The 7097-nt window shown below is 63.5% G+C and carries 7 protein-coding genes; 2 read left to right on the forward strand and 5 right to left on the reverse strand.

The window, feature by feature from the left end; translation table 11 throughout:
- The first annotated feature begins 253 nt into the window (after positions 1-253).
- Positions 254-1621 carry a cytochrome P450 gene (locus tag ACFWF1_RS41980; protein ID WP_379285717.1) on the forward strand — a complete coding sequence of 456 codons (1368 nt, stop codon included), beginning with the start codon at positions 254-256 and terminating at the stop codon, positions 1619-1621.
- Positions 1622-1643: 22 nt separating this feature from the next.
- Here the strand turns inward: ACFWF1_RS41980 and ACFWF1_RS41985 are convergent, their stop codons facing one another.
- The 5 genes from ACFWF1_RS41985 to ACFWF1_RS42005 form a co-directional block, all read right to left on the reverse strand.
- Positions 1644-2483, reverse strand: a complete 840-nt coding sequence (locus tag ACFWF1_RS41985) for an ABC transporter permease (protein WP_379285211.1) — start codon at positions 2481-2483, stop codon at positions 1644-1646.
- The gene (locus tag ACFWF1_RS41990; RefSeq protein ID WP_379285210.1) at positions 2480-3154 is read right to left on the reverse strand and encodes an ABC transporter ATP-binding protein; all 675 of its coding nucleotides are present in this window, start codon (positions 3152-3154) and stop codon (positions 2480-2482) included. Before ACFWF1_RS41990 ends, ACFWF1_RS41985 begins: the two co-directional genes overlap by 4 nt.
- Before the next feature lie 78 nt (positions 3155-3232).
- On the reverse strand, positions 3233-3709 hold the full coding sequence (locus ACFWF1_RS41995; protein WP_379285209.1) for a hypothetical protein: 477 nt from the start codon (positions 3707-3709) through the stop codon (positions 3233-3235).
- 105 nt (positions 3710-3814) lie between these two features.
- Positions 3815-4627 (reverse strand): SAM-dependent methyltransferase, encoded by an 813-nt coding sequence (locus ACFWF1_RS42000; protein WP_379285208.1) that lies wholly within the window; start codon positions 4625-4627, stop codon positions 3815-3817.
- 215 nt (positions 4628-4842) lie between these two features.
- The gene (locus ACFWF1_RS42005; protein ID WP_379285207.1) at positions 4843-5910 is read right to left on the reverse strand and encodes a hypothetical protein; all 1068 of its coding nucleotides are present in this window, start codon (positions 5908-5910) and stop codon (positions 4843-4845) included.
- A gap of 228 nt (positions 5911-6138) precedes the next feature.
- Between ACFWF1_RS42005 and ACFWF1_RS42010 the strand changes: the two genes are divergently transcribed.
- Complete coding sequence (locus ACFWF1_RS42010) at positions 6139-6582, forward strand: VOC family protein (RefSeq protein WP_379285206.1); 444 nt, start codon at positions 6139-6141, stop codon at positions 6580-6582.
- The last annotated feature ends 515 nt before the right edge of the window (positions 6583-7097 follow it).

Below are 7097 nucleotides of genomic sequence, written 5' to 3' on the forward strand. Positions count from 1 at the left end.
CCGGTTGACACAGGTGCATACACAAGTCCTGTGTGGACGATCGAGGAAGTCTGAGGCCGAGGCAGGTTTGTCGAGAGTTGCGCGGAGATCGTTGCTCGACCGCTGATCCAGGAGTTGGCTATGACCGACCTAGTCGTAAGGCCCCCTTCGAGTAGTCAGAGCATCCGGCGTCGTGCCGCCGACGGCGTGGACCGGTTGGTCAGCGACCTTGCCGACGGGCAGCAGGGAAGGAGTGGGATCGCTCTTGTCTGAGATGGCGTCCGATCACCCGAAGTCTCTGGCCTCGAACCTGCCGAAAGAAAGGCAGCAGGGGGTGGACCTCCGTGACGTCCCGTGCGGGCCGGGGCGGTTGCCGGTTCTCGGCCACGGTTGGCGATTGCGGCGGGATCCGGTCCAGTTCATGGTTGATCTGGTCGATGTCGGGAAAATCGTACGTGTCGATATCGGCAGCCGCATTGTCTACGTCATAACCGATTTCGAACTACTCCACAGAGTGTTGGTAGAAAACTCCGACGCCTATGAGCGCGGACTTCTCTTCGAACGCATCCGTCTCGTATTCGATGATTCGTTTATCGTCGCGGATGGTCAGCAACACCGGGACCTTCGTCGCCTGCTGCAACCAGCGTTCCATCGGACAGAGCTGGAAAGCCACGCGCACACGACAAAGCGTAACGCGGACGCGTTGGCGAGTTCGTGGCGGCCAGGCCAGATTGTCGAGGTCCGTTCCGCGCTGCTGGGGATGGTGATCGCCAATCTGCTCGGGTCCATGTTCTCCCATGAACCCGATGACGACGAGTTGCAACTCATCCTCGGGCTTATCGAGGACATCGCAACGGGTGCCATAGTGGGCAGTGTGCTGCCGAAGCGGTTGGCGAACCTGCCGTTGCCGGTGAACCGAAAGTTCCTGTCGGCAGGCACGCAACTTCGGGAATACTGCCAGAAGTTGCTCGTCGTGCGCCGGGCCGGCGGTGAGCGCCGGAACGACCTGATCGACCTCCTGCTGTATTCGTTCGGTGCTGAACCCCGCAGTGACAAGTTCCTGGCAGAGCAGGCCGTGACCATTCTTTTCGGCGGGATCGATGCCTCGACCGCCATGCTGACCTGGACTCTGTACGAGTTGGCGCAGCGCCCGGAGTTGGCGTCGAAACTGCAGAAAGAGATCTCCACCGTCGAAGACTTCAGTCCCCGAAGCCTCGACAAACTCGATTATCTGAACCGATTCTTGAACGAGGTCACGCGGCTCCATTCGCCGCTACTGCAGACCAGGCGCAACATCACCACGGTCGAACTCGGCGGTTTCACCTTTCCCGCTGGGACCGATATCGGCTACAGCCTTGCCGCTATTCACCGCAACCCGAATATCTTCGCCGATCCGAATACTTTCGACCCCGATCGGTGGTCGACCTCTGGGGCGAAACACCGGAGCTTCGTTCCATTCAGCATGGGCAGCCAGATGTGCATCGGTAACAACTATGCCTGGATGTCACTGCAAACGACGCTGCACAGTCTGCTGTCGAGGTGGGAATTCCGGCCGGTCCCGACCAAGAAGCCCCCGCAGGCCATGGGGCCGATCCCGGTGATGCGAAGTCTTCCGCTCGAGGTTCGTCCGGTCTCCGGGTAATCGCGCGGCCGGCAGCTGTGCCTCAGGTGGTAGCTGATTTGGTGAGCGTCGTTCTGCGATGTCCGGACAACCGGCGAATGCGGCTGGGTAGGACGGCTGTGCTGGTGAAGAGGGCTGCGGCGACGAGGATGAAGTAGAGCAGCGATCCGTTACGGCCGAAGCGAGGGAGGAAGGCGACCTGCTGGCCGGTCGCGGCGACGGCGTTGAGGAACGGGGCGTAGGCCTGCAAAGTGAACCCATGCGGTAGCAGATTGAGCGAGTTCTCGGCCACATACACCCAGAACAGCAGGACGGCGACGGCGGCAGCCGGGGAGCGAATCAGCGACCCGACCGCGACGCCCACGCCGCATGCGGCGAACGCGTAAATCGGGACGGTCCAAAGGAATCGGATACCGGCGGCGTCGGTGATGTCCACGTTCCCATAGATCTGGGGGAACTGGTGTGGCAGCGTGACCATGACGACGACGAGCAGGACAACCGTCGAGATTGCCGTGATAGTGCCGTAGTAGATCCACCGGGCCAACGCGACGGTCCAGGACCGGGGAAACAGGAAGGCGTTGAGATCGCTTGTCTGACCGCGCCATTGGGTGGCGTGAGCGGCGGCAGCGGTGACCATCATGACCGACACGGACAAGGTGATCACCCAGTACACGGAATTGGTGGTGGAGACCGCGGCTACGTAACTCTGTCCGGGGACGGTGGCGAGTCGTTCTGCGACAGCGGCGATTCCGAAGGTGACGACCAGCGGCAGCAGGAAGGTGAGGGGGACGGCGGCGGTCCAGAGGAAGCTGCGTCCGGTGGTGCGGGTCCATTCGGCGGCGACGCCGCGGCGGATCAGGGTGGCCGGACCGGGGCCGTTCATGGAGTCACGCCGAACGCGCGGTGGGTAGGCAGGCCGGCGATGCGCAGGTACGCGTCTTCGAGGCTGGTTTCGCCAGGACCCAGCGTGTTCATCAGGTGTGTGAATGGCTGGTCGGTCAGAATGCGCCCGTTTCCGAGGATGACGATGTGGTCTGCGTTGCGTTCGACCTCATCGAGCAGGTGGGTGGCAACCAGCACACATGTCCCGGCGTCGGCGAGGTCGCGAAGCAGGCCGCGTATCCAGCGGATGCCTGCGATATCGAGGCCGTTGAGCGGTTCGTCGAGCAGCAGGGTTCGCGGCTCGGACAGCAATGCGGCGGCGATACCGACACGTTGGAGCATGCCGAGCGAATAGTGCCCGAGCCGGCGATCGGCGTCCGGGACGAGGTCGACGATCTCGAGGACGTCGCCGACCCGGCCGGTGGCTAGCCCACGGGCGCGGGCGATCCAGCGTAGGTGCCGACGTGCGGTGTGGCGCGGGTCGAAAGCTCGGTAGTTGAGGTGCATTCCGAGAGTGGCCGGTGTGGTGTGCTGGGCGCGGACGCGGGTGCCGTCGACCAGGACGGTGCCGATGGCGGGCGCGATGATGCCGCAGATACACCGCAGCAGCGTGGTTTTGCCGGTGCCGTTGAGACCGATCAGGTAGGTGAGTGCCCCGTCTGCCACGGTCATTTCGGGGACCTCGAGGACCGTCACGCCTGGGTAGCTCAGGGTGAGGTCACGGATGTCGATCACGGCGCCCGCAGCCGGTCAGAAGTCGCAGGCGATCGCCAGTCCCACGGCCCTGATGCCCTCGCACACGGAACTGTTGGACAGCTTCCAGACGCCGTCGATACGCTTCCAGACCACGCGCGCAACCAAATCCGGTCGTCCCGCAGACTTGCTGCGCAGCATCGCGGTGTGCACGTTGCCGTCATGGGTTTCGGGACCGGTGATGTCGTTCGACCCGATCGGGGCTCGGAACAGGCCGGTGTTGTAGAGGGTGCGGGCAACCACGACCGCCCGCATGCCGCCTTCCATATTGGCGGCCTTGGCCTCGTCGGAGGCGGGTGTTTCGATCAGGAACACGACCTGGGCGTGGAGATCGTCCAGGGTGGGGACATCTTTGGTGATGAGGAACTCGCCGGGAGCGGCGGAGGCGAGCGGGGCATTGGCAACCGAAGCACCGGTGACGGCGACCGCTACGATCATCGACACGATACCGGCGACAATTTTGAGGGTCTTCATCTTTCATCCTCTGATTGACTGGAACAGTGCCTGATTCATGCTCGAATGTTCAGGCGGCCAACAAGAATTGGCGCATTCGAGGTTACTCCTGTCCCTGCCGGATTCTCAGGGTTTGCGGCCGATGGCGCCGTCCATGACCATGCGAGTGTCCGGCAAGTCGTCGCGGAGCCACTGCTGTACTGGCGCCACACCGGGCTCGAGCAACTCGAAGCCGGCCATAAACGCTTCCGTCTGTGCTGCGGACCGAAATTCGACCTGGGCTGAAGTGTTCTTGGTGCCGGCGAGCACCTTGAGTATTTCTGGGGCGGAATCCAGGGAGCCGTGCGTGATCGCGAGGTAGCTGCCTGGCGCCAACTGATCGCGGAAGGCGGCGATGATCTCGGCGGGATGCTCGTCGTCCGCGACGTAATGCAGCACACCGATGAGCGTGATCGCGACTGGCTCGTTGAAGTCGATCAGCGCGTGGTTCTTCAGCTGATCGAGGACGTCGTGGGGTCGACGAATGTCGCCGAGCAGTGCCGTGACACCGCGTGGATCGGCCAGCAGCGCCTCGCAATGGACGCGCACAACCGGGTCGTAATCCACATACACCACCCGCGCTGACGGCTCGATCTCCCAAGCCACCTCATGCACGTTGGGCGAGGTCGGGATACCCGACCCCAGATCGACGAACTGACGGATACCGGCTTCCGCGGCCATCTTGACCGCTTTGAGCGCGAAACTCCGGCTGAACCAGGCCACGGTCTTGACTTCGGGTGCGGTAGCGAGCATTTGATCGGCAATGGCGCGGTCGACGTCGCGATTGTCTTTTCCGTCCAACAGGTAGTCATAGACCCGGGCAGAATTCGGCAGATCGCCGTTGAACGGTTGCGGTGTTCGGTCGTCCTCCGACACCGGCCCGTCAGTTCCCTCGACCACGGGTGTAACGGTAGCCGATCGCTACCGCATGCGGGTGCTCCTCGCGAGATCTGTTGCCCGGATGTGGCGGAGTATGCGTTGCCCGGATAAAGCGCTGCTCCGCCCGCACGAACCGGCGCCCGATCCGAGCGATCGACGAACCATGCTCCGACACAACATGATCCAACACTCCACGAAGATCTACCAGCACGTTCTGCGTACTGCCATCGTCGGTTTCACGGATCTGTTCGAGCCAAGGCGACGGCGTGCGCTACCGCGGCCCGCGCCCGGTCGACGGTCGGATAGCGGCCGAGACCGCATGGGGACGCGACGTCCAACCGGCCGCCGTAGGCCGACTCCGCCGCCGCCAGCCCCTGTCGTGCTTGCGCGAGCGGCTGCGTCGGATGCGCAAGCCCGGCGATAACACGGGTAGCGGCAGGTAATTCGAGGCGTGCCAGGGGTGCGTAGTACCGCGGCCGAACCGGCGCCTGTTTGCCGTCGCCGATGGGGAGATGGATGAAGTCGAGATGCCTTCCCGCAGGCCAATATCGGGCTATCGCGTTGGCCAGCGCGACGACCGGGGCCGCCGATCTCGGCCGCACGACCGGCTTGTCGTCGAGGCTCCCGTAACACAGGTGCACGCCGAAATGGGCATCATGGGGCGCCCGTGCGACGAGGCGTGCGATCGCTCGACCCGCTACGGTGGCCGGGCCCTGCCGCAGGATCCCGGGTGTCCCCGTGCAAATGAGTGTCTCCGCCGGCAGTTCGAGTTGGAATACGACGTTGTCCCGCAACGCCTCCTGGATTCGGACGATCTCCCTGACCGTGGCGTCGAGAATCGGGCGGTAATAGGGGAAGCCTCGGTCGCCATGGCCGACCGCGCCGCGCCGCCGTATGAGCATCCGCGCCTCGAAGGCGATGAAACCGATGACAAAGGGCGTCGGTATGCCGACCTGCAAGCGAAGTCCGGGATCGGTTCGGCGCACGTCGACCAACGCGTCCATGGCACGCCCTGCCTCCGCCGCATAGCCGAGCGCGGCGTCGACATCGGCCTCGGCCAGCGATCTGCCTGCCCGAAGCCGAAACGTGTCGCGGGAACGGAGCGTCGACCAATCACCACGACGCACCGGCGCCAGCGCCGGAATGGCGCCGAGCCGGTCGATGATGGGTCTGACGTACCACTGGGCGCGATAGGGATCCGCCTCGCCGCCCGGAACCAGGCCGTCCAGGAATTCGCCTGCTGTGTCGACGGCGAATGCCATTGCCTTCTCTGGACTGTCCAACTGCGCGGGCAAGCTGCCCACGAAGTGAATCCTGCGCCTAGGCTGCACAGCGCCAGTGTCGCATACCGACCGTCCCGAGACGGGAGCGTTGCTCGACCTCGGATTCATCGACCTGACGGCGAACTCCGGCGGCGCATGATCCGTCGGATAGCAGACAGCGGGGTCGAATCACCGTGGTAGAGGACGGATTCGACCCGGTCGATGCTCGGCGGACAACGGCTGGCCGCAACATACGCCTAGGCTCGCTGTGTGCATCTGGAGCTGATTGCGATCATCGTCGAGGAGTACGACTCGGCCATCGAGTTCTTCGTCGAGACACTCGGTTTCGATCTCGTCGAAGACTCTCCAGCACTGACCAACGATGGCCGCGCCAAACGATGGGTAGTCGTTCGCCCACCCGCCGCGACCACCGGAATCCTGCTCGCACAGGCGGACGGGGACAGGCAGCACCGCGCCATCGGCGAGCAGGCCGCGGGTCGGGTCGGTTTCTTTCTCCGGGTCGCCGACTTCTCAGCGGCATATCACCGGATGGTCAACGCGGGGGTGTGGTTCGTAACCGCGCCGCGCACCGAGCCGTACGGTCAGGTCGCCGTCTTCCTCGACATCTCAGGCAACCGGTGGGATCTACTCGGACCATGCGAGCCCGAGGTCGATGTCGGTGAACACCTGCCCCACGGTAACGCCGGTCGGTGACCAGCCCGTGCTGCGATCACCACCGACTCCGGCAGCGCTGCGCACTCGGTGCGCGATTTCTAACCAGCGGTGTGGGCCTCGATCATTGGGCGCCGGTAGGGGCGAACGATTGATGGTGTGAGCGCGCTCACCGGTAATCGCGATTGGCACTGTGCCGGGCCTCTGGCCTGCGAATTCTCGGGCTGCCCAGGCGATTTGACGTAGCGTTCGCCGCCGCGTAACTTATTCCAAGTCAGAGCGACACGGACACCGACCCGGAGCCGAGAAGCCCAGTGGAAACGCTGAGCGGATGGACCGGGAAACGAGGTAGTACGAGGAGCGCCTGAAATCACACTAGCTCTCTCGGAGACAGAACTTGTTTCTTAGCTGAGCTAAGCTGTATAAGTTGCCTCACTGATCAAGCGGATTGAGTCTGGGCGATGGTGTGTGCGTGTGTTCTTTGAGAACTCAATAGTGTGTCGATGAATGTCAGTGCCAATTATTTAATTGGTTCCGGCCTCTCATACCCCCCGGTT

Source organism: Nocardia sp. NPDC060255 (assembly GCF_042727395.1).
GTDB lineage: Bacteria > Actinomycetota > Actinomycetes > Mycobacteriales > Mycobacteriaceae > Nocardia.

What these genes read in the sequence shown, in the direction of transcription:
- ACFWF1_RS41980 (WP_379285717.1), top strand. Translation starts at nt 254, where the DNA reads ATGGCGTCCGATCACCCGAAGTCTCTGGCCTCGAACCTGCCGAAAGAA.
- ACFWF1_RS41985 (WP_379285211.1), bottom strand. Translation starts at nt 2,483, where the DNA reads ATGAACGGCCCCGGTCCGGCCACCCTGATCCGCCGCGGCGTCGCCGCC.
- ACFWF1_RS41990 (WP_379285210.1), bottom strand. Translation starts at nt 3,154, where the DNA reads ATGACCGTGGCAGACGGGGCACTCACCTACCTGATCGGTCTCAACGGC.
- ACFWF1_RS41995 (WP_379285209.1), bottom strand. Translation starts at nt 3,709, where the DNA reads ATGAAGACCCTCAAAATTGTCGCCGGTATCGTGTCGATGATCGTAGCG.